The organism is Cognatiluteimonas sedimenti, assembly GCF_022808325.1.
GTDB lineage: Bacteria > Pseudomonadota > Gammaproteobacteria > Xanthomonadales > Xanthomonadaceae > Cognatiluteimonas > Cognatiluteimonas sedimenti.
The window spans coordinates 1376351-1400859 of sequence record NZ_JALGCL010000001.1 but is presented as its reverse complement, the minus strand read 5'-3'; the positions used below and the strand labels follow the sequence as shown (position 1 = coordinate 1400859).

Genomic DNA, 24509 nt, shown 5'->3' with positions numbered 1-24509 from the left:
TGGACCCCACGCCTCGCGGCGACCCGCGTTGCAGCGGCGGTGACACCGCGACGCATCTTGGCTTGCACCGCTCCTGCGCGATGCCGGGCGTTGCCGCTCAGGCCGCGTCGCCGCGCAATGCGCGTACCGTCGCTTCCAGCGTTTCCGCGGTGGCGCCGGCAGCCTCCAGCGGCGCGGCGGCGACCACGTCCACGTGCGCGCGCAGCCGCCGCGGCACCCGCATCCTCCCCAGCCGCGAGTCGCGCCGGCTCCACATGCTGCCCCACATGTTGCGCAGGGCCATCGGTACCACCGGGACCGCCCGTCGCTCCAGGATCCTTTCGACCCCGGACTTGAACCTGGCGATCCCGCCGTCCCGCGTCAGCGCGCCCTCCGGGAAGATGCACACCAGTTCGCCATCGGCCAGCGCCGCATCGACCGCGTCGAACGCGCGCTGCATCATTTCCGGGTTTTCGCGCGCGCCGGCGATCGGGATCGCCTTGGCGGTGCGGAAGATCCAGCGCATCACCGGGATCTGGAAGATCTTCCAGTACATGACGAAGCGCACCGGCCGCGGGATGCTGGCCGACAGGATCAGCGCGTCCATGTAGCTGACGTGGTTGCAGACGATCAGCGCGGCGCCCTCGTCGGGCACGTGCCGTTCGATCCCGCGCGCGCGCAGCCGGTACAGCGCGCGCACCAGCAGCCAGCTCAGGAACCGCATCAGGAACTCGGGCACGATGGTGAAGATCCAGATCGCCACCAGCGTATTGGCCACCGCCAGCGCCAGGAACAACTGCGGGATGCTCCAGCCGGCCCAGGTCCGCAGCGCCAGGCACGACAGCGAGGCGGCGACCACGAAGCCGGAATTCTGGATGTTGAGCGCGCCGATCACCCGCGACAGTTCGTCCTTGGGCGTCCGGCTCTGGATCAACGCGAACAGCGGCACCACGAAGAAGCCGGTGAACAGGCCGATGCCGACCAGGTCCGCCACCGTCCGCCAGCTGCCCGGCTGCTGCAGGAAGCCGGCGATATCCAGCCCGTGCACCACCGCCGCGCCACTGCGGGCGAAGTACAGGTCGAACAGGAACGCGCTCATGCCGAACGCGCCGAGCGGCACCAGCCCGATCTCCACCGTGCGCATCGACAGCTTCTCGCACAGCATCGAGCCCACGCCGGTGCCGATCGAGAACAAGGCCAGCACGAACACGTACAGCGTGTTGCTGCCGCCCAGGTTGAGCGGCGCGTAGTCCGGAAGCTGGGTCGCGAACACGGTGCCGACGAACCAGAACCAGGACACCCCGAGCACCGCGTTGCGAACCGCCGGCTGCCTGCGGGCCAGCCGCAGCACCGCCCGGGATTCGACCAGCGGGTTCCAGTTGATCCTGAGTTCTGGCGCCGCCGCGCCCGCTGCCGGGATCATGCGGCTGGCGAGGTTTCCGGCGATCGCCAGTGCGACCAGCGCCGCGCCCGCCGCCAGCGTGCCGTGCGCGCCGGCCAGGGTGAAGATCATGCCCCCGGCGATCATCCCGGCCAGGATCGAGACCGACGTACCCATTTCCACCAGGCCGTTGCCGCCGGTCAGTTCCTCCGGGCGCAGCACCGTGGGCAGGATCGAATACTTCACCGGCCCGAACAGGGTCGACTGCACCCCGGTCAGGAACAGCGCCACCAGCAGCAGCGGCAGCGCCTGCAACGCGAACGCCAGCGCCGCCAGCGACATGATCGCGATCTCCATCGCCGTGGTGATGCGGATCAGCCGGGCCTTCTCCAGCTTCTCGGCGATCTGCCCCGCGGTGGCCGAGAACAGGAAGTAGGGCAGGATGAAGATCGCCGGCGCCAGCGATGCATACAGCGTGCGCTGCGACGGCGAGGCCTGCATCCAGAACAACAGGCCGATGATCGCCTGCCGGAACACGTTGTCGTTGAACGCGCCCAGGCACTGGGTGATGAAGAACGGCAGGAAGCGCCGCTGCCGCAGCAGCTCGAACTGCGAATGCTTCTTCTCGACCTGCGCCATGCGGCTCTCCGCGCCTGCCGGCGGGCGACGCTGGCGCGAGAGCCTAGCAGACCGGCGGCGCCTCCCGGGGTGGCTCAGGGCGCGGGTTGCGGCCTGCGCTCACGCCGGCACGCGTTCGCGCTCGATCGCCCGCCAGCCGATGTCGTGGCGATGGAACTCGCCGTGCCAGGAGATGCCGGCGACTTCGGAGTAGGCGCGGCGCTGCGCCTCGGCAACGCTGTCGCCGAGCGCGCACACGCACAGCACCCGGCCGCCGGCGGTGACCACGTGGCCGCCTTCCAGCCGCGTGCCGGCATGGAAGACCTTGGTGTCCTCGATGTCGGGCACGTCCCATTCGCTGATCACGTCGCCCAGCCGCGGCGTGCCGGGATAGTTGGCCGCGGCCATGACCACGCCGAGCGCCGGCCGCGGATCCCATCGCGCCTGCACCGTGTGCAGCCGCGCTTCGATCGCGGCTTCGACCAGGTCGAGCAGGTCGGACTGCAGGCGCATCATCACCGGCTGCGTTTCCGGGTCGCCGAAACGCACGTTGAACTCGATCACCTTCGGCGCGCCGGTCCTGTCGATCATCAGGCCGGCGTAAAGGAAGCCGGTGAACGGCACGCCGTCGCGTTGCATGCCGCGCACGGTCGGATCGACCACCTCGCGCATGATCCGTGCGTGCACGTCGGGCGTCACTACGGGCGCGGGCGAATACGCGCCCATGCCGCCGGTGTTGGGGCCGGTGTCGCCGTCGCCGACCCGCTTGTGGTCCTGCGAAGTGGCCATCGGCAGCGCGTTGTGTCCGTCGACGATCGAGATGAAACTCGCCTCCTCGCCGTCGAGGAACTCCTCGACCACCACGCGCGCGCCGGCGGCGCCGAAGGCATTGCCGGCGAGCATGTCGCGCACCGCGGCCTCGGCCTCGGCCAGCGTGGTCGCCACGATCACGCCCTTGCCGGCGGCCAGGCCATCGGCCTTGATGACGATCGGCGCGCCTTTCTCGCGCACGTAGGCCACGGCGGCGTCGACCTCGGTGTGCACCGCGTAATGCGCGGTCGGGATCCCGTGGCGGGCGAGGAAGTCCTTGGCGAAGGCCTTGCTGCCCTCCAGCTGGGCGGCGGCCGCGGTCGGGCCGAAAACGCGGTGGCCGGCGGCGCGGAAGGCATCGACCACGCCGGCCACCAGCGGGCCCTCGGGGCCGACCACGGTCAACGACACGCACTCGCGCGCGGCCAGCGCCAGCAGGCCGTCGATGTCGCTGGCGGCGACGTCGACGTTGCGGCATCCGGTTTCCTGCGCGGTGCCGGCATTGCCGGGCGCGACCAGCACCTCGGACACGCGCGGCGACTGCGCGAGCTTCCACGCCAGCGCGTGTTCGCGCCCGCCGGAACCGATGATGAGGAGTTTCATGCGTGGCTCTCCCTGAAGGCCATCGACATCCATCCCGGCGGCTTCAGCCGCGGGCTTGTCCGCAACGCCCCGGGGCAGGAGCCCGCGGCTGGCGCTGCCGCCACGGGAACGATGCCCTGTAGCAAACGCTCAATGCCGGAAATGGCGGACGCCGGTGAACACCATCGCGATGCCGTGCTCGTCGGCCGCGGCGATCACCTCGCCATCGCGCATCGAGCCGCCGGGCTGGATCACCGCACGGATGCCGGTGGCCGCGGCGGCATCGATGCCGTCGCGGAACGGGAAGAACGCGTCGCTGGCCATCACCGCGCCCGCCACCGCCAGCCCGGCCTCCTCGGCCTTGAGCGCGGCGATCCTGGCCGACACCACCCGGCTCATCTGCCCGGCGCCGATGCCGATGCTGCGCTGGTCCCGGGCATAGACGATGGCGTTGGACTTGACGTACTTGGCGATGCGCCATGCGAACAGCAGGTCGTCGAGTTCGGCCGGGGTCGGCGCGCTGCGGGTGACCACCTTGAGCTCGTCGCGCGCGACTTCGCGGATGTCGCTGGTCTGCATCAGCAGCCCGGAGCCGACGCGCTTGACGTCGAAGTTGTTGCGGCCGTCGCCATGCGGGATCCGCAGCACGCGCACGTTGGCCTTCTTCTTCGCATACGCCAGCGCGCCTTCGTCGTAGTCCGGCGCGATCAGCACCTCGACGAACTGGCGGTCGAGGATGGTCCTACAGGTGGCCGCGTCGAGTGCCCGGTTGAAGGCGATGATGCCGCCGAAGGCCGAGGTCGGGTCGGTGGCATGGGCGGCTTCGTAGCTGTCGGCGCAGCCCTTGCCCACGGCCGCGCCGCAGGGATTGGCGTGCTTGACGATCACGCACGCGGGCCGCTCGAGCTGGCGCACGCACTCCCACGCCGCATCGGCGTCGGCGAGGTTGTTGTACGACAGCTCCTTGCCCTGCAGTTGGCTGAAGGTCGCCAGGGTGCCGGGTACCGGCCACAGGTCGCGGTAAAAGGCGCCCTGCTGGTGCGGGTTCTCGCCGTAGCGCAGGTCCATGACCTTGACGAAGTTGCTGTTGTTCTGGCCCGGGAACAGCTGTCGCCCGCCTTCCTCGTCGAGCGAGGACAGGTAGTTGCTGATGCAGGCGTCGTAGATGGCGACGTCGTTGAACGCGGCCACGGCGAGGTCGAAGCGGGTCCTGGCCGACAGCGCGCCGGCGTTCGCATCCAGTTCCGCAACGATGCCGGGGTACTGCGCCGGGCTGCTGGCGACGGCGACCCGCGCGAAGTTCTTCGCCGCCGAACGCAGCATCGCCGGGCCACCGATGTCGATGTTCTCGATGACCTCTTCGAAGCTGCTGTCCGGGTTGGCCGAGACCTGCGCGAATGGATACAGGTTGAGCACCAGCAGGTCGATCGCGCCGATCCCGTGCTGCGCCATCACCGCGTCGTCGACGCCGGCGCGACCGAGCAGGCCGCCGTGCACCACCGGGTGCAGGGTCTTGACCCGGCCGTCCATCATTTCCGGGAAGCCGGTGGCGTCGGAGACGTCGCGGACCGCCAGGCCGGCATCGCGCAGGGCGCGCGCGGTGCCGCCGGTGGACAGCAGTTCCACGCCGCGCGCGGCCAGCGCGCGGGCGAGCTCGACCAGGCCGGTCTTGTCGGAAACGGACAGCAGCGCGCGGCGGATTTCCACGGCCGGTGCGGACGGGCGGGCAGGGGGCATGCGAAGGGGCGGACAGCGGAAGAGGCGGGGATTATACGGCGCGCCCGCCGCTGGCCCGCGCGGCGCGCGGGCTGCCGGCGCGCTTACGCCATGCCGTAATCCTTGAGCTTGCGGCGCAGGGTCGCGCGATGGATGCCGAGCATCGCCGCGGCACGGCTCTGGTTGCCGTCGCAGTGGCCCAGCACTTCGGCGAACAACGGGATCTCCAGTTCGCGCAGGGCGATTTCATAGAGGTCGTTGGCATCGCTGCCGTCGAGGTCGCGCAGGTAGCGGCGCACCGACGTGGCGACATGCTCGCGCAGCGGCGGACGCGTGCCGCTGCGGGCCTGGGTGCCCATGGATTGCGTACGTTCGGCGTTCAAGCGGGGTCCCCATTGCGAGCGTGTTGCGCCGCCGGCCCGGGGCCCGACGGGGGAGCGAGTCTAGCGCGCCGTCGTCGCAGGTGCCATCGCGATGGCTTGCGCCCTCATTGGAAGTCGAAGGTGAATGCGACGATGCGCGGCGCCGGTTCGATGATGTCCATCGCCACCGTCGCACTCTGGCCGCTGGCCAGTCCGCCGTGCGTTGGCGCGCCGTCCAGGTACTCGCGCGGCACGAACGCGCGCGCGCCGACGCTGCGCCCATCGACGTCCGACAGGGTCAGCAGCAATGCCGGCCAGGGTTGCGGCCAGCGCGCGTCGTTGCGGAAGGTGGCGCTGACATGCAGCACGCCCGGCAATGTCGGGTGCGGACGCACGTCGCGATGCAGCAAGGCGATGGCGGCCGGTTCCCGCCACGGCGGCACGCTGCACCGGAAGGCTCCGCAAAGCGTCGCCACCAGCGGGCGCCAGCGCGCGCTGGCCGCCAGTTGCGCGCGATCGGCGAGCACCAGCTGCAATGCCAGCAGCAGCGCCAGGGCTGCGATCGCGGCAGGCTTGCGCCACACGCGACGGTTGCCGGCGCTGCCCCCGGCGCTCGGCACGCGGGCGAAGCTGGGCGTGGTCCTGGCGCGCGGCGCCCTGGCGGACGGCGCGGCGGGGATGGCCTCCGGTTGCGTCGGAACGACGGCGTCCGCGGCGGCCGGTGGCGCATCGGGCGGCACTGGCGCGGGGATCGCGGGCGCAGCGGGCTCCGGCGAGGCCACGGGCTCCGGTGCAACGGCGGGCCCCGGTGCAAGTGCAGGTTTCGGAGCAGGTGCGGGCGCGATTGCCACTTGCGATGCAATGGCTGGGGGCGGCGCCGGTTCCGATGCAGGTTGCGCTACAGGTGCCGGTGCAGGCGCAGTGTCGGGCTTCGATGCCGCTGCGGGCTTCGATGTGGGTTCCGGTGCGGCTGCGGATTCCGGAGCCTCTTCGGTTTCCGCTGCAATTGCGGGCCTCGGTGCAGTTGCAGGCGTGGGTTCCGTGCGGGGCGGTGGCGCTGCCGTGGTGTCGCCAGGCGTTGGCGCGAAAGGTTCCTGCGCCGGGGTGGTCGACGCATTCGCGGCGGCGGGCGCCGCGGTGGGCTGCAGGATTTCTTCGCAACGCGGGCAGCGTTGCGGCGGGATTCCGCTGACGGGATCCAGCGCAACCAGGAACTGGCAATGCGGGCAGAGCACGAACATGCGGCGAGTTTACGGACTGGCGCGGTGGCGTCCATCCGCCGTCGCCGTGGCAGCGGTTGCCCGCTCAGGCGTGGTCCGGCTGCTCGCGACGGATGCCGTCGATCCGCATCCAGTCGCCTTCCCGCACGGCACGCAGGGCACCGAACCAGGCGCCGTAGCGCGCCAGCAGCGCGTTTTCCTGGCCGGCGAGGATGCCCGACAGGGCGATGCGACCGCCGGGCGCGACCCGCGCCGCCAGGGTTTCGGCCAGGACGTCCAGCGCGGAGGCCAGGATGTTGGCCACGACCACCGGATAGGTCGCGCGCGGCTCGTCGTCGGGCAGGCATGCGACCAGCCGCGTGCCGACCGCGTTGCGCACGGCGTTGTCGCGGGTGGCCAGCAGCGCCTGCGGATCGTTGTCGACCGCAACCGCGCGCGCGGCACCGAGCTTGAGCGCGGCCAGCGCGAGGATGCCGCTGCCGCAACCGAAGTCGAGCACGGTGGCATCGCGCAGCGCGTCGTCACCGGCGAGCGCGTCGAGCCATTGCAGGCAGAGCGATGTCGTCGGATGGGTGCCCGAGCCGAACGCCAGGCCAGGGTCGAGTCGCACCACGGCCGCGTCGGGCGCCTCCGCGCCGGGCGGCAGGTCGTGGTTCCAGGGCACGATCCAGGTGCGGCTGCCGAAATGCAGCGGCGCGTACTGGTCCATCCAGGCGCGTTCCCAATCCTGGTCGGCAACCTTGCGGAAGCCGGCCCGCGACCAGTCCAGGGCGGGATCGAAGGCTTCCAGCGCGGCCAGCAGCAGCAGCGCGTCGGCGTCGCCCGGGAACAGCGCCGTCAGCGCGACTTCGTCCCACAGCGGCGTCTGGCCGACGCCGGGTTCCAGGATCGCGCGTTCGTTCGGGGTGTCGACGTCCGCGTCGAGCATCGTCACCGCAAGCGCGCCGACATCCTCCAGCGCGTTTTCGTAGCGAGGCTGTTCGGCCTCGCGGCAGCGGACGGAGAGTTCGAGGAAGGGCATCGCGCGGCACCGGGTTGCGGGCCGCCATGGTCCGCGCCCACCGTGCACAGGGCAAGCCTCGGCGCCGCGAACCCGCCGCCGCGCCCGGCGGCCGGCGCTCAGCGGCCGAGCAATCCGCGCAGCAGCTTCTTGACCGGCTTGCCTTCGTCCGCGGGCGCGGCTTCCTCGCCACGCTCCGCGCCGCCGATGTTGCCCATCCCCATCGGCGCGAACGCGGTCGACTTGGCGCGCACGCGCACGTTCCATTCCGGTTTCCACGCGGCCTTGGCGTCGGCCGGCCGCGGCGGCCAGGCGATGTTGCGTTCCGGGCCATACGCGATCATCTGCGTCATCCCGGCGCCTTCGCCGAAGATGCCGCGCGGGATCGCGCAGTGGTCGACCTGCGGGCCCAGCAGTACGCGTTCGCCGATCCACTTGGCGACCGTGGCTTCGGGCAGGTAGTCCATCAGCCCGCTGCCCGGCTCGGGCATCTCGGCACTGCTCCACATGACCAGTGCATCGTCCTTCTGGCCCATCGCGCTGAGGAAATAGCCGGTGGCGCGGTCCACCGGCTTCCAGCTCCAGGTGGTGGCCGCGGCGCCACCGCCGCTGCTCGACAGCGCGATCCTGGGCATGAAGTCCTGCATGCGTTCCAGCTCGAACTTCATCGACGCCGGCACGCCGGGGCCGCTGACCTGGTGCTGGCCGACCAGCGAGGCGCCGTCGGGCACCTGCTTCTGGCTGCGCGGGTTGGGCCACAGCGCATATTCGGGACCCGGGTTGATCGCGCGGTCCGGCGAACTGCGCCCCTGCGGCATCGAACCGCTGATGTCGGCCTTGCCGTTCTTGAGGCTGATGCGGATCTCGCGCGGCTGGCCGGCGCGCACTTCGGTCCCGCAGCCCCAGTACACCAGGATGCGCGACGTGTGCTCGCCACCATCGGCGATGCCGCGCACGTCGCTCCCGGGCGTCGAGGAGGCGCGCGCGGGCGGCGGTGGCAGCAGCGGCAGGCTGTTGCCCAGCCGCAGCCCGGCGGGGATCGCCTGGCTGGCTTCGGGTGCGGGATTGCTGCCGTTGTACAGGGCGATGTCCAGGTATTGCCCCGGCATCCCCGGCATCCGCGTCATGCCGTAGCTGGCCTGCCCCCTGCCGCCGAACATGCCCATCGCCATGCGGCCCAGGCCGCCCATCGCCGGCATGCCGGCCATGTCGTGGGTGGCGACATCCATGTACAGCTGCGGGATGGCGTTGCTGGCCGAACGGCTGGCATTGGGGATGGCGAGCGCGGCGACAGCCAGCGCGAGCAGGGAGATGCGGGGCAGGGTCATGGCGTACCTGTGGCGTGGAATGCCGCGCATGCGGCGCGGGTCATCTGCGCAGTACGCGCAAACCGCCCGCGGCAGGCCATGCGCGCGCTGCCAGCGGTGCCGTTCGCGGCGCGATCAGGCCAGGCCGATCGAAGTGTCCCGGCGTTCGGCCAGGCGCTTTTCCAGGTAGTGGATGTTCTGTCCGCCCTGCTGGAAGCCGGTGTCGGCCATGATCCGCTGCTGCAACGGGATGTTGGTCTTGATCCCGTCGACCACCATCTCCGACAGCGCCACGCGCATGCGCGCGATCGCGGTTTCGCGATCCGGGCCGTGCACGATCAGCTTGCCGATCATCGAATCGTAGTTGGCGGGAACGCGATAGCCTTCGTAGATGTGCGAATCCACGCGCACGCCGGGGCCGCCGGGGGCGTGGAAATGCTGGATCAGGCCGGGCGAGGGCAGGAAGCTGTCCGGGTCCTCGGCGTTGATGCGGCACTCGATCGCGTGGCCGTCGAGGACGATGTCGTCCTGCCTGATCGAGAGCTTGTGCCCGGCGGCGATGGCGAGCTGCTCGCGCACCAGGTCGATGCCGGTGACCAGTTCGGTGACCGGGTGCTCGACCTGGATGCGGGTGTTCATCTCGATGAAGTAGAAGCGGCCGTCCTCGTACAGGAATTCGAACGTGCCGGCGCCGCGGTAGCCGATGCGGATGCAGGCCTCGGTGCAGACCTTGCCGATCTGCGCGCGCATGTCGGCGCTGATGCCCGGCGCCGGCGCTTCCTCGACCACCTTCTGGTGGCGGCGCTGCATCGAGCAGTCGCGCTCGCCCAGGTGGATCGCGTTGCCCTGGCCGTCGGCCAGCACCTGGATCTCGACGTGGCGCGGGTTCTCCAGGAACTTCTCCATGTACACCATGTCGTTGCCGAACGCGGCCTTGGCTTCCGACTTGGTGGTGGCGACGGCATTGCCCAGCGCGGCCTCGGTGTGGACCACGCGCATGCCGCGGCCGCCGCCGCCGCCGGCGGCCTTGACGATGACCGGGTAGCCGATCTCGCGCGCGATCACGATGTTGGTGTCGTTGTCGTCGCCCAGCGGGCCGCCGCTGCCGGGCACGCACGGCACCCCGGCGTCCTTCATCGCGCGGATCGCCTCGACCTTGTCGCCCATCAACCGGATGGTCTCCGGGCGCGGCCCGATGAAGATGAAGCCGGACTGCTCGACGCGCTCGGCGAAGTCGGCATTCTCGCTGAGGAAGCCGTAGCCGGGGTGGATCGCCTGGGCGTCGGTGACTTCGGCCGCGGCGATGATCGAGGCCATGTCCAGGTAGCTCTGCGCCGAGGGCGCCGGGCCGATGCACACCGATTCGTCGGCCATCGCCACGTGCTTGAGGTTGCGGTCGACGGTGGAATGCACCGCGACCGTGCGGATGCCCAGCGCGTGGCAGGCGCGCAGGATGCGCAATGCGATTTCGCCGCGGTTGGCGATGACGACTTTGTCGAGCATGAAGGTTTCCCGTTCGTCCTGGCTTGGCCGTGGGCGGAAGCCGAAGAAGCGTAGCGAATCGGAATCGGCGGGCTCAGCCGATCACGAACAACGGCTGGTCGAATTCGACCGGCTGGCCGCTCTCCGCGAGCACCTTCAGCACCGTGCCGGAGACCTCGGCCTCGATCGGGTTGAACATCTTCATCGCCTCGATGATGCCCAGCGTGTCGCCGGCCTTGACCGCCTGGCCGACGGTGACGAATGGCGGCTTGTCCGGCGCCGGCGACGCATAGAACGTGCCGACCATGGGCGCGCGCGCGATGTCGCCGGGGGGCAGGTCGGAAGGCTTCGGCTGGCCGCCGGTGGCGGCTTCGGTCGGCGACTGCATCGGCATCGCCTGCGGCGGTGCGGCCGCCGCCGGGGCGTAGTGCATCGGCGTGGCGGCCATGATCCCGCCATTGGGCACGCGTGCCAGGCGCACGGACTCCTCGCCTTCCTTGATCTCGATCTCGGCGAGGTTGGATTCCTCGAGCAGGTCGATCAGCTTCTTGATCTTGCGGAGATCCATGGGTGGGCCTCTTTATCGGATTTGGACAAGGACCTGTCATCCCGGGCGCGGGCAATGGAGCGCCTTGGCCGGGTTGGTGCGGGACGAATGCAGCGTGCCTGGCTGCGTCCGGGATGGCGGGTCAGGGATTTGCGGGGGTGCCGAGTCTCTGCAGGGCGGCGTCCAGTGCGTAGCGGTAGCTGTCGGCGCCGAAGCCGGCGACCACGCCGACGGCCAGGTCGCTGAAATAGCTGGTGCGGCGGAACGGTTCGCGCGCGTGCGGGTTGGACAGGTGTACTTCGATGAAGGGAATCGCCACCGCCGCCAATGCATCGCGCAGCGCCACCGAGGTGTGGGTGAAGGCGGCCGGGTTGATCAGGATGAAGTCGGTGCCGTCGCGGCCCGCCGCCTGGACGCGGTCGACCAGCTCGGCCTCGGCATTGGATTGCAGGTGCTGCAATGCATGGCCGGCGGCGGCGGCACGAGTGGACAGGTCGCCGTCGATCTCGGCCAGCGTGGCGTGGCCATAGCGCTCCGGCTCGCGGCTGCCGAGCAGGTTGAGGTTGGGTCCGTGCAGGAGCAGCAGCTTGGCCATGCAACCGGGGGCCGGGACTTGGGAGGCGCAGTCTGCGCGATGCCAATCCCGCTGTCCAGAGCCCCTCGGAGTTGCTTGCAGGATCGGCGAAGATGGGCCGGATTGCAGAAAGTTAAGCGCGTGTTCGAGTTGGGGCTCTAATGACCGCGCTAATCGCCTGTCCACGCATCGATTTCGCCGGCGTCGAAGGGACCGATCCGCTGTTTCAGCAGGCGGCCGTCGGCCGAGATCAGCGCCGAGTACGGCAACACTCCCCGGGGATTGCCCAGGCGGACCCCGGCATCGGCCGGCCCCGGTGCGTCCAGCAGGATCGGATACGACACCGGCACCCGCCGCAGGAAGGCGGCGACGGCATCGGGTTCGTCCAGGGCAATGCCGACCACCTGCACGCCATCGGCGCCCTGTTGCGTGGCGAAGCGCTGCAACTCCGGCATTTCCTTGAGGCACGGCGCGCACCAGGAGGCCCAGACGTTGACCAGCAACGGACGACCCGCGAACCGTCCGGGGATTTCCACGCGGTTGCCATCGGGATCGCGGACGCTGATCGCGGCGACCCGTTCTCCGCGCGTGGCCACGCTGACCCCGGCCGGTGGCGCCGGGGCGCTGGCCGACAAGGCCGCGCCCAGCAGCCGCTGCCCGGGTTCGCTGCGCAGCAACGGCCCCGGGCCGCTGGTCATCAGGCTGGCGGCCACGCCCAGCGCGCCAGCCGCGAGCGCGACCAGCACCACCTTGGCGGAAGACCGCATCAGCGCGCGTCCGCGCGTTGCACGCGGGTGGCGAAGGCCGCGGACTTTTCGTAGCCCACCAGCCGCAGTTCGCGGCGCTCGCGGCCATCGACGAAGAACAGCGTGCCCGGCGGCCCGATGATGCCGAAGCGCCGCATCAGCGCCTGGTCGAGGTCGTCGTTGGCGGTGACGTCGGCCTTGAGCAGCACGAAACCCGACAGCGCCGCCTGCACCGCCGGATCGGTGAACGTGTACTTCTCCATCTCCTTGCAGCTCACGCACCAGTCCGCATAGAAATCGAACAGCAAGGGCTGCCCCGCGGCCTGGGCGGCGGCGAGCTCGCGGTCCAGGTCGGCGGAGGACTTGATCGTGCGGAACGACACGCTCTGCGCGCGCGGCGCGCCGAACACGCCGGCCAACGGCTGCAGCGGATCGCGGCCGCCGCCAAGCGCGCCCAGCAGTTCCGCCACGCCCAGCACCGCAAGCAGCAACCCGGCAAAGCGCGCCGCCACGCGCGTGTGCGCGGCGTGCGTCGTCGCCGACAGCGCCCAGGCCGCCGCGGCCAGTGCCAGCAGGCCCCACAACGCCAGCGTCGCGACTGCCGGCAGGATCCGCGACAGCATCCACACCGCCAGTCCCAGGAACACGAAGCCGAACACGCGCTGCGCCATCGTCATCCACGGTCCGCTGGTCGGCATGCCGCGGCCGGCCGCGGCGCCGAAGAACAGCAGCGGCACGCCCATGCCCATCGCCAGCAGGAACAGTGCCGCCCCGCCGAGCACCGGGTCGTGGCTCTGGCCGATGTACAGCACGGCGGCGGCGAGCGGCGGCGCCACGCAGGGGCCGACGATCAGCGCCGACAGCGCGCCCATCGCGGCCACGCCGGGCAGCGAACCGCCGCGCTGGCGGTCGCTGAGCGCGCCCAGCCGGGAACGCACTGCCGCCGGCAGTTGCAGTTCGTACAGGCCGAACGAGGACAGCGCCAGGGCCACGAACAGCGCCGCGAACGCGGCGATGATCCACGGATTCTGGAACGCCGCCTGCAGGTTGGCGCCGAGCAGCCCGGCGACCACCCCGGCGACGGTGAACACCAGCGCATTGGCGACCACGTACACCAGCGACAGCGCCAGCGCGCGCCGAGTGCCGATGCGCGTGCCCTGGCCCGCGATCAGGCCCGACAGGATCGGAATCATTGGCAACACGCAGGGGGTGAACGCCAGCAGCAGGCCGGCGCCGAAGAACCCGAGCAGGGTCAGCCAGCGGCCGTGGCCGGCCAGCGCCGCGGCCAGGCGGGTGTCTTCGGCCGCGTCGATCCTGGAGTCGCTTTCCGCTTGCTCCGGCGTGACTGTCGCAGCCATCGGTGCGGCTTGGGTCGCGAGCGCCTTCCCGGCGCTCGTTGCAGCGGTGGCGGATGCGCTTGCGGCGGGTTGGGTGCTGGAAGCACCCGCAGCCGAAGCCGCGCCCACGGCGTCCGCGGCCGTGGCAGTCGCATCCGCGGATATCGCATCGGAGGCCGCGCCCACGCGTCCGGCCGGCAGCGCCAGCGCCACCGTCCGCGTCATCGGCGGATAGCAGATGCCGTCGGTCTGGCAGCCCTGGAACGTCGCGGTCAGGCGCACGCTGGCGGCATCGGCACGCGTGCGCTGCAGCGGCAGCGGCACGTCGACCTGGTCGAAGTACACCACCACGTCGCCGAAATGCTCGTCGCGATGCTGCACGCCCCGCGGCCAGCGCGGCTGCCCGGCGGCGATGCCATCGGCGCCGGACAGGCGCAGCGAGGTCTTGTCGCGGTACAGGTAATAACCGCGCGCCGGGGTGAAACGCAGCAGCAGGGTGTTGCCGTCGCCGACGATGGCTTCGAAACCGAACGCCTGCGCCTCGGGCAGCGGCTCGCCCGGTCCGGCCGTGGGGCCACCAAGCAGCAGGCCCTTGCCGCGAGCGGACCCGCCGAGCGCCGCGCCGAGCCCCGTGTTGTCCCCGCCAACCACGCCGCTTTCCGGTGGCAGCGCCACAACCAGCGTCCGCGTCTGCGGCGGATAGCACACGCCGACGTCGGCGCAGCCCTGGTATTTCACCTTCAGGGTGGCGTTGTCGGCACCGGCCGAGGCCGTGCCCGGCTGCACCGCCAGCACTTGCGCCCGGAAGGTCTCGACCTCGCCGAAGAATTCGTCGTGGTGACTGCGGCCGTGGGGCAGTTGCAGCGGCTGCGCCGCGAACGCGCCATCGAGCGACTGCACCGAGATCCGGTGCCGGTACAGGTAGTAGCCGTCGGCGATCTTCCAGGACAGCTGGATGCGGCCGCGCTCCGGCGCGGTGGCGGTGAGCGCGAACGCCTGGTCAACCGGCAGCAGGTCGGCTTCGTCGACCGCGGCGCGGGCCGCGCTGATCCCTGCCACCCACAACGGCGCGCACAGTGCGACGGCGCACAACCAGCGGGCCGCCCGCGCGCGGCTCGAACTCAAGGACATTGCGTTCACTCTCCCGTGCCGGTCGCGGACGCGACTGGCATCGCGGCGGCGGATTCGGCGACCCAGTCCAGGTAGGCGGCCAGGCCGCCGGCGACTTCGACCGCCACCAGTTCCGGCAGTTCATGGGGGTGCAACGCCGCCACCCGCGCCTGCAGCGCCGGCAGCCGGTCCTGCACGGTCTTGATCAGCAGCAGCGCCTCGTCCGCGCGTTCGATCGCCCCCTGCCAGCGGTACACCGAACGCAGCCCCGGCAGGATGTTGACGCAGGCGGCCAGGCGCTCGCCGACCAGCGCATCGGCGATGGCCAGGGCGCTGGCGGTATCGGGGCAGGTGCAGAAGCAGACAAGTACGCTCACCGGCATAGCTTAGCGTCAGGCGGTCGTGGCTTCCCGGATTGCCGGGCGCGGGGCGGCAGCGGCCAGGGGCCGGGCCCGGTGTTGCGGGGAGGCACGGCAAGCGGGCGGCGCAGCGGCGCGTTGCCGATGCGCTGCGATCGAAATTCCGCCTGGCGCCCCTTGAAACCCGCGCACCCTTGCCCAATCTCGGTGCAGTCCCGGAGGCCCGGGCGTTTTCGCGCCGTGGTGCTGGCAGTCGCGGGTTGAGACTGCTAATATCGCCGGCCGTTTCCCCAAACAATCAAGTACTTGCGAGGGTTGCAATGAACATCAAGCCGCTTTACGACCGCGTCGTGATCAAGCGCATGGAAGAAGAAAAGATGTCCGCCGGCGGGATCGTGATCCCGGACAGCGCCACCGAGAAGCCGATCAAGGGCGAAGTGGTCGCGGTCGGCGAAGGCAAGGCGCTGGACAACGGCTCGCTGCGCGCGCCCAAGGTCAAGGTCGGCGACAAGGTGCTGTTCGGCAAGTACGCCGGCACCGAGGTCAAGCTCGACGGCACCGACCTGCTGGTGGTGAAGGAAGACGACATCTTCGCGGTCCTCGGCTGAGTCGCACTCCCGCCGGTCCCCCGGATCGATCCTTCGAACAATTCCTGAAATTCTCTTGAGGTAACTGCAATGGCTGCCAAGGAAATCCGTTTCGGCGAGGACGCGCGCTCCAAGATGGTGCGCGGCGTCAACACCCTCGCCAATGCCGTCAAGGCAACGCTCGGCCCGAAGGGCCGCAACGTCGTGCTCGAGAAGAGCTACGGCGCGCCGACGATCACCAAGGACGGCGTGTCCGTCGCCAAGGAGATCGAGCTGGCCGACAAGTTCGAGAACATGGGCGCGCAGATGCTGAAGGAAGTCGCGTCCAAGACCTCCGACAACGCCGGTGACGGCACCACCACCGCCACCGTGCTGGCGCAGGCGCTGATCCGCGAAGGTTCCAAGGCGGTCGCCGCCGGCATGAACCCGATGGACCTCAAGCGCGGCATCGACAAGGCCGTGGTGGCCGCCGTCGCCGAACTGAAGAAGCTGTCCAAGCCCACCGCCGACGACAAGGCCATCGCCCAGGTCGGCACCATCTCGGCCAACTCCGATGAATCCATCGGCACCATCATCGCCGACGCGATGAAGAAGGTCGGCAAGGAAGGCGTGATCACGGTCGAGGAAGGCTCGGGCCTGGAGAACGAGCTGGACGTGGTCGAGGGCATGCAGTTCGACCGCGGCTACCTGTCGCCGTACTTCATCAACAACCAGCAGTCGATGTCGGCCGAGCTGGACGACCCGTACATCCTGCTGCACGACAAGAAGATCTCCAACGTGCGCGACCTGCTGCCGGTGCTGGAAGGCGTCGCCAAGTCGGGCAAGCCGCTGCTGATCGTCGCCGAGGAAGTCGAGGGCGAGGCCCTGGCCACGCTGGTCGTCAACACCATCCGCGGCATCGTCAAGGTGTGCGCGGTCAAGGCGCCTGGCTTCGGCGACCGTCGCAAGGCGATGCTGGAAGACATGGCCACCCTGACCGGCGGCACGGTGATCTCCGAGGAAGTCGGCCTGTCGCTGGAGAAGGCCACGATCAAGGATCTCGGCCGCGCCAAGAAGATCCAGGTCAGCAAGGAAAACACCACCATCATCGACGGCGCCGGCGAAACCAGCGGCATCGAGGCGCGCATCAAGCAGATCAAGGCGCAGATCGAGGAGACCTCCTCGGACTACGACCGCGAGAAGCTGCAGGAGCGCGTGGCCAAGCTGGCCGGTGGCGTCGCCGTGATCAAGGTCGGTGCCTCGACCGAGATCGAGATGAAGGAAAAGAAGGCGCGCGTGGAAGATGCGCTGCACGCGACCCGCGCCGCGGTCGAAGAAGGCGTGGTCCCGGGCGGCGGCGTCGCCCTGGTGCGCGCGCTGCAGGCCATCGGCGAGCTCAAGGGCGCCAACGAAGACCAGAACCACGGCATCGTGATCGCCCTGCGCGCCATGGAAGCCCCGCTGCGCGAGATCGTGACCAACGCCGGCGAAGAGCCGTCGGTGGTGCTGAACCGGGTCAAGGACGGCAAGGGCAACTTCGGCTACAACGCCGCCAACGGCGAGTTCGGCGACATGATCGAGTTCGGCATCCTGGACCCGACCAAGGTCACCCGTTCTGCGCTGCAGAACGCGGCCTCGATCGCCGGCCTGATGATCACCACCGAGGCGATGGTCGCCGAGCTGCCGAAGAAGGACGAGCCGGCGATGCCGGCCGGCGGCGGCATGGGCGGCATGGGCGGGATGGATTTCTGATCATCCACCGTTCTTCCAGCGCCGGGCCGCAGGCCCGGCGCCGAGGGACACCGCGACACGAAGAGCCCCGCAGCGATGCGGGGCTTTTCTTTTGCATGGATGGAGGCCGGGAAAAGGTTCCCGTGCTTCCAGCGCGCAGGGCCGCAGGCCCGGACTCGAAGGGCCTTACTCAAGCCAGGGATTGCGCATCGGTGCGATTGCGGCCGGGTCGGCGGCCGCCGCCACCAGGTCGATGTGCGACTGCAGCTGCGCCGCCAGCATCGGTTCGACCGGCACCTTGTCCTGCTCGAGCAGGCGGCGGTAGGCGGCGATGGCTTCATCGCGCCGGCCCAGGCGCAGGTAGGCGTTGCCCAGTTCGACGCCGGCGTCGACCTTCTGCGGCATCTGCGCGACCACTTCCTCCAGCCGCGTCGCCACCAGTGCCCAGTCGTCGCCATTTTCCTTGTAGATGTAGTCGGACACCCTGGAGGCGAGGGCGCCGGCGCGCGTCTGCGGCCTGCGCAGCGTGCCATGCCAGATGCCGACATGGCCGAAGCGGGCGACCATCCGCATGTCCTTGAACACCACCGCCGGGTCCCAGTCCCACTGCGGCCAAGGCAAGGTGTCGCTCATCGGATACACGAACCAGCCGTTGTAGATCCCGTCGATATTGGTGTCGTCCAGGCGCTCGACCGGCTTGCGGAACTTCATGTGCGCGGCCCGGATCTGCTGCTCGCCCATCCAGTAATTCACGTATAGCGACTCGCCGGAAGGCGCGATCACGCGATCGTGGAACGCGCGTACCTCGCCGAAACGCTGGCCCAGGTCGAGGCCTTCGTTGCCGAAATAGCGATAGGCGTTGCCGGTGCCGCGCACCAGTTCGTTGTGGTACTCCCACAGGCGCGGTTCGCGCACGGTCATCCCGACCGCCGCGAGGTACAGCGCCGCCACGCCTGCGAGCATGGGGCGGGAGCGCCGCTGCCACGCGAACGCAAGTGCGCCGCCCGCCAGCACCGCTGCGCCGGCGATCACCGGCAGCGCGTGTCGCACCCCGCCCCAGATGCCGCCGGATCCGAGCAGCGCGGCCATGTGGAAACCGCATGCGGCAAGCACCGCGGCCAGGCTCCAGCGCGCGGCGACGGGCAGCGTCGTGCGCAGCAACAACGGCACCGCCGCCAGCGCCAGCAACAGCAACGCCAACGGCAATTTCGACAACACGATCGCCGGCCAGCTGAACCACGGCGGGTTGCCGTAATGCACCTTGCCCCAGACGAAGTGCATGCCGATGCTGCGGCCTTCGACACCGGTGCGCACGGTGTCCGCCAGGCCCCAGAGATAGGCTCGCGGCAGCAAGTGGTATTCATCCGCGAAGGCGATCGCGCCGCGCCAGTGCGGCAGGCGCAGTTCGGCGATCTTCTCCGGCATCGGCCGGTTGAAGGCATCACTGCCGTTGGGCGCGGCGTGGAAGCGAAAGCCGTACTGCGCCCACAGCACCGCCACGGCGAGCAGCCCGCAGGCCAGCAGTTTCAGCAGGCGCGTGCCGGCCTCGCGCGCGCCACCGCCCCGCCACCCCAGCAGCGCAACGACCAGCAGCCCCAAGCCCAATCCTGCCAGCCCCGCAAGGGCCGAATGCTTGGCGCCCAGGGCGATCCCGACCGCCAATCCGCAGCCCGCCACCCAGCGCCAGCGCCAGCCACTGGCCAGCAGGCCCGCGCACAGCGCGGCGATCATCAACGCCAGCGCCAGCGGCAGGTCGGTCATGACCACCGGCAGGTGCGCGCCCACGGTCGGGTCGATCGCCAGGAAGGCGAGCGTGCCGGCGGCCCACGCCAGCCCGAACGCGCGCCATGCCAGCAGTCCCAGCGCCAGCAGCAACACGCCGTGGAAGGCCCACATCGCACGACGCGCATGCTGTTGCGCGGCGGCCGCGTCGTTGCCGAAGAACATCGTCTTCTCGACCCACTCGCGTTCCTGCGTCTTCTCCGACAGCGGCGGCCGCTGCTGCACGCGGAAGTCGCCAGGCATGCCCGCGCCGACCCACAGCTTGGCCAGCGGCGGATGCTCGGGGTTGAGGGTGAAGTCTCCGCCGCGCGCGTAGCTGGTGCCGGCGACGATGTGCCAGGGTTCGTCGACGGTGAAGCTGTCCAGGCGCGTCCCGAGCGACGAGCGCGCCACCGCAAGCAGCGCGATGAGCACCAGCAGGGCGATGCCGGACCAGCGGCGTGCGGTCATGTCCATCGCCGGTCCAACGCGCGCGCCGGCGGCTGGCGGCCACGCCAGGACCAGTTGCCCATGGATCGAGCCCGCTGCGGTGGCCGCTCGGGCGCCGCTACAATCCGGGCATGCGCGACGACAACAGCGATGTCCTGGTCATCGGCGGTGGCCACAACGGCCTGGTGTGCGCGGCGTATCTCGCCGGCGCCGGGCTCAAGGTGCGGGTGCTGGAGCGCCGCGCGATCGTCGGCGGCGCGGCGGTCACCGAGGAATTCCATCCCGGCTTCCGCAATTCGACCGCCAGCTATACCGTCAGCCTGCTCAACCCGAAGGTCATCCGCGACCTGCGCCTGCATGAACACGGCCTGCGCATCGTCGAACGCCCGTACTCCAACTTCCTGCCGCTGCCGGACGGGCGCTGTTTCCGCCTCGGCGGTGGCCTGACCGAGGCCGAGATCGCGAAGTTCTCGCAGCGCGACGTCGCCCGCTGGGGCGACTACAACGCGATGCTCGACCGTGTGGTCGCGGTGTTGCGCGAACTGGTGCACCTGACCCCGCCCAACGTCGGCGACCGCATCGCCTTCGGCGACTGGCTGCAGTCGTATGCGGTGGCGAAGCGGCTGCAGCACCTCGACCTGCGCGGCCGCCGCGACCTGCTCGACCTGTTCACCAAGTCCGCCGGCGAACTGCTCGACCACTACTTCGAAGGCGAACCGCTGAAGGCGGCGCTGGGCTGGGATTCGGTCGTGGGCAATTTCGCCAGCCCGTACACGCCGGGCAGCGCCTACGTGCTGCTGCACCACCTGTTCGGCGAGGTCAACGGCAAGCCCGGTACCTGGGGCCACGCCATCGGCGGCATGGGCGCGATCACCCAGGCGATGCGCAAGGAGTGCGAAGCGCGCGGCGTGGCGATCGAAACCGGTGCCGAGGTGGCGAGGTTGCTGGTGGAAAACGGCAAGGCAACCGGGGTCGTGCTGGCCGACGGCCGCGAGCTGCGCGCCGGCATCGTCGCCAGCAACCTCAATCCGAAGCTGCTGTACGCGCGCCTGGTCGAACGCGCGCAACTGGACGACGACACCGCCCAGCGCATCGAACGCTATCGCTGCGGTTCCGGCACCTTCCGCATGAACGTCGCGCTGAGCGAATTGCCGGATTTCAGCGCGATGCCCGGCACGCAACTGCAGCCGCACCACCAGAGCGGGATCCTGGTCGGGCCGTCGCTGCGGTATTTCGAACAGGCCTACTTCGACGCCAAGTCGAAGGCGCACAACCCGGGCTGGGCGCGACAACCCATTGTCGAAGTGGTGATCTCCTCCACCCTTGACGACACCCTCGCGCCGCCCGGCCAGCATGTCGCCAGCCTGTTCTGCCAGCAGGTCAACCCGGACGTGGACGGCGGTTGGGACGCGCACCGCGACACCGTGGCGAAGCTGATGATCGACACCGTCGATGCCCATGCCCCCAACTTCGCGCGCAGCGTGCTCGGCTACGAGGCCTTGAGCCCGCTCGACCTGGAACGGCGCATCGGCCTGGTCGGCGGCGACATCTTCCACGGCGCACTGGGCCTGGACCAGATGTTCAGCGCGCGCCCGCTGCTGGGGCAGGGCGCTTACCGCGGCGCCTTCAAGGGCCTGTACCTGTGCGGGTCCGGTACACATCCCGGCGGCGGTGTCACCGGCTTGCCGGGGCGCAATGCCGCGCGCGAGATCCTGCGCGACCTGCGAAAGGGGCCGCGGCCCCGGTGATCGAGCGGCGGATGCGTGCGGGTTCCTGAACCGTTTAGTTCTTTTTTGCACTGCAGCGTGCATCCGGAATAACGATTCCTTCACGATGGCCCTGCATCCCGACGTGGGGGAGGGAGCAGGCCCGCAACCGGTTCGTCCGGGGCGGGCTTTTTATTTGCCCGGCCCAGGGGCGGGCCCCTGCTTCGCCAGGATGGACTGGCCGGTCGGGGAAGGAACCATCCGAAAGCCGGAACCTCCAGCTGCGTTGGGGGCGGATAGTGGACAGATGCAAGAATCCACGTGATGACTGCTTCCGACGCCGAACTGGCCGCCACCGCCGAACGCGCGCTGCAGCGCCTGCGCGCCGCCTCGCCGCTGCTGTCGGCGCAACTCGATGACGACGCCGTCGCAGCGCAGGTGGCGCGTGTCGCGATCGCCAGCGACTTCGCCATCGCCACCCTGGCGCGGCAACCGTCGTTGCTGTCGACCTTGCTCGAGGGCCAGGCGCACGCATTCGCGTTGCCGCCCCTGGACCCCGGCAATCGTGGCGACTGGCAGGCGCTGCTGCGCCGCCATCGCGCCGCCGAGTCCACCCGGCTGGTGTGGCGCGACGTGCTCGGGCTGGACGCGGTCGACGCCACGCTCGCCGGCACCACCGCGCTGGCCGAATGCTGCCTGCAGGCCGGGCTGGCGGCGCTGGAAATGGATTTCGTCGAACGCCATGGCGTCATCCGCGACGCCGACGGCAACGCACAACGGCTGGTGGTGTTCGCGCTGGGCAAGCTCGGCGGCGGCGAACTCAACTTCTCCTCCGACGTCGACCTCGTGTACGGCTACGACGACGACGGCGAGAGCGACGGCCCGCGCCCGCTGGCAGCCGAGCAGTACTACTCGCGGCTCGGACAGCAACTGGCGAAGCTGCTGGACGAGGTGACGGCGGACGGATTCTGCCACCGCGTCGACCTGCGCCTGCGCCCGTTCGGCAACGCCGGGCGGGTGGCGTGGTCGTTCGCGGCGATGGAGCAGTACTTCCAGCGCGAAGGCCGCGACTGGGAGCGCTACGCCTGGCAGAAGGCGCGGCCGGTGGCCGGCGCTGCCGCTGCCGGCGAACGCTTCCTGCGCACGCTGCGGCCGTTCGTCTACCGCCGCTACCTCGACTACGGCGCGCTGGACGGCCTGCGCGAGATGAAGGCGGCGATCGCGGCCGAAGTCGCGCGCAAGGAACTGGCCGACGACATCAAGCGTGGCCCCGGCGGCATCCGCGAGATCGAATTCCTGGTGCAGGCGCTGCAGTTGATCCGCGGTGGCCGCGAGCCGGCGCTGCGCGAGCGCCGCCTGCTGCCGGCGCTGTCGGCGCTGGTGCAGGCGGGGCATATCGAGGCGCAGGCGGGCGCGGCCCTGCGCGACGCCTACCGCTTCCTGCGCCGGCTGGAAAACCGCCTGCAGATGCTGCGCGACGCGCAGACCCACGCGCTGCCGCAGGACCCGCTCGAGCGCACGCGCATCGCGCGTTCGCTCGGGCATGACGACTGGGCGAACCTGCGCGCCGCGCTGGACCTGCACCGCGGCGTGGTCGCGGCCGAATTCGGCGCCCTGCTGGCGCCGCGCCGCCGCCGCGGCGGCGAGCCCGCGGCGCTGGCCGGCTATTGGCGCGCCCTGCCGGAGGCCGGCGACCGCCAGGCGCTCGCCGAGGCCGGCTTTACCGATGCCGCGGCCGGCGACAGCGCGCTGCGCGACCTTGCCCGCGCGCCGGCGCTGCGCGCGCTCTCGGATGCGGCACGCGCGCGCCTGGACCGGGTGCTGCCGGCGCTGCTCGACAGCGCCGCCACGTCACCCCAGCCCGATGCCGCGTTGCGCCGGCTGCTGCCGTTGCTACACAACATTTTGCGCCGCGCCAGCTACCTCGCGTTGCTCGACGAGCAACCCGCGGCGCTGCAGCGGCTGGTCGACGTGCTTGCGCGCAGCGCGCTGCTGGGCGAACGCCTGGCCGCGCACCCGCTGCTGCTGGACGAACTGCTCGACGTGCGCGTCGGTGGTCCATTGCCGGATCGCGAGGCATTGTTCGCGGCCTGCGCGGCGGCGCTGGTGCACGATGACACCGAAGCCGCGCTGCTGGCGCTCAACGAAAGCCGCCAGGCGCTGAGTTTCCGCATCGCACTGGCCACCCTGGACGCGCGCCAGCCGGCCCAGGACAGCGTGCGCCAGCTGGCGTGGCTGGCCGATGCCGTGGTCGCGGTGGTGCTGCGGCTGGCGCAACGCGAAATGCTGGCCGCGCACGGGTCGCTTGCCGATGCGCGCTTCGCGGTGCTCGGCTACGGCAGCCTCGGCGGCGAGGAACTGGGCTTCGGGTCCGACCTCGACCTGGTGTTCGTCTACGAAGCCGCGGCCGCCGCGCAATCCGGCGGCGCGCGGCCGCTGGATGCCGCGCGCTGGTGCGCGCGGCTGGCGCAGAAGATCGTCGCGCTGCTGGGCACGATGACCGCCGCCGGGCGCCTGTTCGACGTCGACGTGCGGCTGCGCCCGGACGGCGCCAAGGGCCTGCTGGTGTCGCCGTTGCCGGGGTTCGCCGACTACCAGCGCGAGCGTGCCTGGACCTGGGAGCACCAGGCACTGGTGCGCGCGCGTTGCGTCGCCGGCGACGAGGCACTGTGCGCGCAGTTCGAACGCGTGCGCGACTCGGTGCTGGCGCAGCCGCGCGATCCCGCACGGCTGCGCGCGGACGTGGTCGCGATGCGCGCGAGGATGCGTGCCGAGCTGGACCGTTCCGACCCCGCGCGACTGGACCTGAAGCAGGGTGCCGGTGGCCTGGTCGACCTCGAATTCCTGCTGCAGTACCTGGTGCTGCGCGACGCGCCGCTGCGGCCGTCGCTGCGGCTTGCGCGCGATACGCCGGGGCTGTTGACCGCGCTGTGCGACGCCGGCACCTTCGACGCCGCGACCTGCGCGCAGTTGCGCCATTCGCACGCGCTGCTGCTCGACGCCGGCCTGCGTTGCACCCTGGACCGGCGCCCGCGGATGGTGGCCCCGAGCGCGCAGGTCGTGGCCGCCTGCGCCGCGATCGCCGGCGCCTGCCGCGCACATGGCCTGGCCTTCGACCGGGCCGGGACGCGGGTGGAAGACGCCTGAGCCGATCGGCGTACTCGC

18 protein-coding genes are annotated in these 24509 nt (G+C 70.5%); 4 read left to right on the top strand and 14 right to left on the bottom strand.

Annotated elements, in window-relative coordinates; all coding sequences use genetic code 11:
- Positions 1 to 97: 97 nt before the first annotated feature.
- The 13 genes from MQC88_RS06585 to cutA all read right to left on the bottom strand — a co-directional run bounded on the left by MQC88_RS06585 (position 98) and on the right by cutA (position 15154).
- Positions 98 to 1999 (bottom strand): MFS transporter, encoded by a 1902-nt coding sequence (locus MQC88_RS06585; RefSeq protein WP_243320116.1) that lies wholly within the window; start codon positions 1997 to 1999, stop codon positions 98 to 100.
- Between the two features lie 99 nt (positions 2000 to 2098).
- A complete protein-coding gene (gene purD / locus MQC88_RS06580) occupies positions 2099 to 3391 on the bottom strand; it encodes a phosphoribosylamine--glycine ligase (protein WP_243320114.1) in 1293 nt (430 codons plus the stop codon).
- Positions 3392 to 3520: 129 nt separating this feature from the next.
- Positions 3521 to 5071 carry a bifunctional phosphoribosylaminoimidazolecarboxamide formyltransferase/IMP cyclohydrolase gene (gene purH, locus MQC88_RS06575; protein ID WP_243320355.1) on the bottom strand — a complete coding sequence of 517 codons (1551 nt, stop codon included), beginning with the start codon at positions 5069 to 5071 and terminating at the stop codon, positions 3521 to 3523.
- A 119-nt stretch (positions 5072 to 5190) separates the two neighbouring features.
- Complete coding sequence (gene fis / locus MQC88_RS06570) at positions 5191 to 5445, bottom strand: DNA-binding transcriptional regulator Fis (RefSeq protein WP_243320353.1); 255 nt, start codon at positions 5443 to 5445, stop codon at positions 5191 to 5193.
- Between the two features lie 128 nt (positions 5446 to 5573).
- The gene (locus MQC88_RS13055) at positions 5574 to 6032 is read right to left on the bottom strand and encodes a DUF3426 domain-containing protein (RefSeq protein ID WP_243320112.1); all 459 of its coding nucleotides are present in this window, start codon (positions 6030 to 6032) and stop codon (positions 5574 to 5576) included.
- A 721-nt stretch (positions 6033 to 6753) separates the two neighbouring features.
- Positions 6754 to 7689, bottom strand: coding sequence for a 50S ribosomal protein L11 methyltransferase (prmA, locus tag MQC88_RS06560; protein WP_243320109.1), 936 nt, complete (start codon positions 7687 to 7689; stop codon positions 6754 to 6756).
- A 98-nt stretch (positions 7690 to 7787) separates the two neighbouring features.
- Entirely contained in the window at positions 7788 to 8996 is a 1209-nt protein-coding gene (locus tag MQC88_RS06555; RefSeq protein WP_243320108.1) for a hypothetical protein, read from the bottom strand.
- 114 nt (positions 8997 to 9110) lie between these two features.
- A complete protein-coding gene (gene accC, locus MQC88_RS06550; RefSeq protein ID WP_243320106.1) occupies positions 9111 to 10478 on the bottom strand; it encodes an acetyl-CoA carboxylase biotin carboxylase subunit in 1368 nt (455 codons plus the stop codon).
- A gap of 73 nt (positions 10479 to 10551) precedes the next feature.
- A complete protein-coding gene (gene accB / locus MQC88_RS06545; protein ID WP_243320105.1) occupies positions 10552 to 11025 on the bottom strand; it encodes an acetyl-CoA carboxylase biotin carboxyl carrier protein in 474 nt (157 codons plus the stop codon).
- Between the two features lie 121 nt (positions 11026 to 11146).
- Positions 11147 to 11599, bottom strand: a complete 453-nt coding sequence (gene aroQ / locus MQC88_RS06540; protein ID WP_243320103.1) for a type II 3-dehydroquinate dehydratase — start codon at positions 11597 to 11599, stop codon at positions 11147 to 11149.
- Positions 11600 to 11748: 149 nt separating this feature from the next.
- The gene (locus MQC88_RS06535) at positions 11749 to 12345 is read right to left on the bottom strand and encodes a TlpA family protein disulfide reductase (protein WP_243320102.1); all 597 of its coding nucleotides are present in this window, start codon (positions 12343 to 12345) and stop codon (positions 11749 to 11751) included.
- Positions 12345 to 14792: a protein-disulfide reductase DsbD gene (locus MQC88_RS06530; protein ID WP_243320100.1), complete on the bottom strand. Its 2448-nt coding sequence runs from the start codon at positions 14790 to 14792 to the stop codon at positions 12345 to 12347. The genes MQC88_RS06535 and MQC88_RS06530 overlap by 1 nt, the downstream gene beginning before the upstream one ends.
- A gap of 5 nt (positions 14793 to 14797) precedes the next feature.
- On the bottom strand, positions 14798 to 15154 hold the full coding sequence (gene cutA / locus MQC88_RS06525; RefSeq protein WP_243320098.1) for a divalent-cation tolerance protein CutA: 357 nt from the start codon (positions 15152 to 15154) through the stop codon (positions 14798 to 14800).
- Positions 15155 to 15450: 296 nt separating this feature from the next.
- Here cutA and groES point away from each other — a divergent pair, with 296 nt between their 5' ends.
- Both groES and groL read left to right on the top strand, forming a co-directional pair.
- Positions 15451 to 15738 (top strand): co-chaperone GroES, encoded by a 288-nt coding sequence (gene groES / locus MQC88_RS06520; RefSeq protein ID WP_243320095.1) that lies wholly within the window; start codon positions 15451 to 15453, stop codon positions 15736 to 15738.
- A gap of 69 nt (positions 15739 to 15807) precedes the next feature.
- The gene (groL, locus tag MQC88_RS06515; RefSeq protein WP_243320093.1) at positions 15808 to 17448 is read left to right on the top strand and encodes a chaperonin GroEL; all 1641 of its coding nucleotides are present in this window, start codon (positions 15808 to 15810) and stop codon (positions 17446 to 17448) included.
- Between the two features lie 165 nt (positions 17449 to 17613).
- Here the strand turns inward: groL and MQC88_RS06510 are convergent, their stop codons facing one another.
- Entirely contained in the window at positions 17614 to 19659 is a 2046-nt protein-coding gene (locus MQC88_RS06510) for a tetratricopeptide repeat protein (RefSeq protein WP_243320091.1), read from the bottom strand.
- A gap of 110 nt (positions 19660 to 19769) precedes the next feature.
- On the opposite strand from MQC88_RS06510, the gene MQC88_RS06505 reads away from it, so the two are divergent.
- Both MQC88_RS06505 and glnE read left to right on the top strand, forming a co-directional pair.
- Positions 19770 to 21386 (top strand): phytoene desaturase family protein, encoded by a 1617-nt coding sequence (locus tag MQC88_RS06505; RefSeq protein ID WP_243320089.1) that lies wholly within the window; start codon positions 19770 to 19772, stop codon positions 21384 to 21386.
- A 282-nt stretch (positions 21387 to 21668) separates the two neighbouring features.
- The gene (gene glnE, locus MQC88_RS06500) at positions 21669 to 24491 is read left to right on the top strand and encodes a bifunctional [glutamate--ammonia ligase]-adenylyl-L-tyrosine phosphorylase/[glutamate--ammonia-ligase] adenylyltransferase (protein ID WP_243320087.1); all 2823 of its coding nucleotides are present in this window, start codon (positions 21669 to 21671) and stop codon (positions 24489 to 24491) included.
- The last annotated feature ends 18 nt before the right edge of the window (positions 24492 to 24509 follow it).